This window comes from Collinsella sp. TF10-11AT (assembly GCF_003437565.1).
In the GTDB taxonomy this organism is placed as follows: Bacteria; Actinomycetota; Coriobacteriia; order Coriobacteriales; family Coriobacteriaceae; genus Collinsella.
Genome location: NZ_QSQW01000033.1, coordinates 1 through 1,029, shown reverse-complemented (window position 1 = coordinate 1,029; position 1,029 = coordinate 1). Strand labels below are relative to the sequence as shown.

2 protein-coding genes are annotated in these 1,029 nt (G+C 65.3%); both read left to right on the top strand.

Features of this window, described 5'->3' with window-relative positions; translation table 11 throughout:
* On the top strand, nt 1-216 hold a 216-nt coding region (locus DXC99_RS10215), incomplete at its 5' end, for a PTS sugar transporter subunit IIC (protein WP_147326485.1).
* On the top strand, nt 197-1,029 hold an 833-nt coding region (locus tag DXC99_RS10210), incomplete at its 3' end, for a PTS system mannose/fructose/sorbose family transporter subunit IID (RefSeq protein WP_147329364.1). The genes DXC99_RS10215 and DXC99_RS10210, both read left to right, overlap by 20 nt.

Sequence of the window (1,029 nt, the reverse complement as noted above, 5' to 3'; positions counted from 1 at the left end):
GCCATGGGCTTCGCCATGCTCGGCCGCCTGGTGCTCACCAAGCAGCTCGTGCCCTTCTACTTCCTGGGCTTCCTGCTGTGCTCCTACGCCAACGTGCCCGTCCTGGGCGTCGCCCTGATCGCCATCATCATCGGCATCGACAAGTTCGACCTGCTCGGCCTGGGCGGAGCCCAGCCCCAGCTCTCCGCGGAAGGGGATGAGGACGATGACTTCTAGTCCCGAGAACAAGATCACGCGCTCCGACCTCGTCAAGAGCGCCGTCAACGTCGGCGCCCTGGGCATGGAGTTCTCCTGGACCTACTACAAGCAGATGAACATCGCCTTCTGCCTGATGGTCGCCAACATGCTCAAGAAGATCTACGCCGGCCGCCCCGACGACTACGCCGAGGCCCTGCACCGCCACTGCGCGTTCTTCAACATCACCGTCCAGTTCGCCCCGTTCGTCGGCGGCATCGCGATGGCCATGGAGGAGAAGGTCGCCCGCGGCGAGATCGAGCCCGAGAGCGTCAACGACGTCAAGGCCGCCCTCATGGGCCCGCTGTCCGGCATCGGCGACTCCATCTTCCTGTCGACGCTGCGCGTGGTCGCCGCCGCGGTGGGCATCAGCCTGTGCCAGGCCGGCAACCCCTTCGGCCCCATCGCCTTCCTGCTCATCTACAACGTCCCCGGCTTCGCGCTGCGCATCTGGGGCGCCGTCAAGGGCTACGAGCTGGGCGTGGGCTTCCTGGACGAGGCCCAGAGGACCGGCCTCATGCAGAAGATCATGACCTGCGTGGGCATCGTGGGCGTCATGGTCGTGGGCGCCATGTGCAAGGACATGTTCTGGGCCAGCATCCCGGTGGCCATCGGCTCGGGCGAGGACGCCCAGACCCTCCAGGACATCCTGGACGGCATCATGCCCGGCATGCTCGGCATGATAGCCTTCTGGCTGTACTACTGGCTGCTGTCCAAGAAGATCAACCCCATGGTGCTGATCGTGGCCACCATGGTCGTGGGCATCATCGGCGCGTTCTTCGGCGTGCTGGCGTA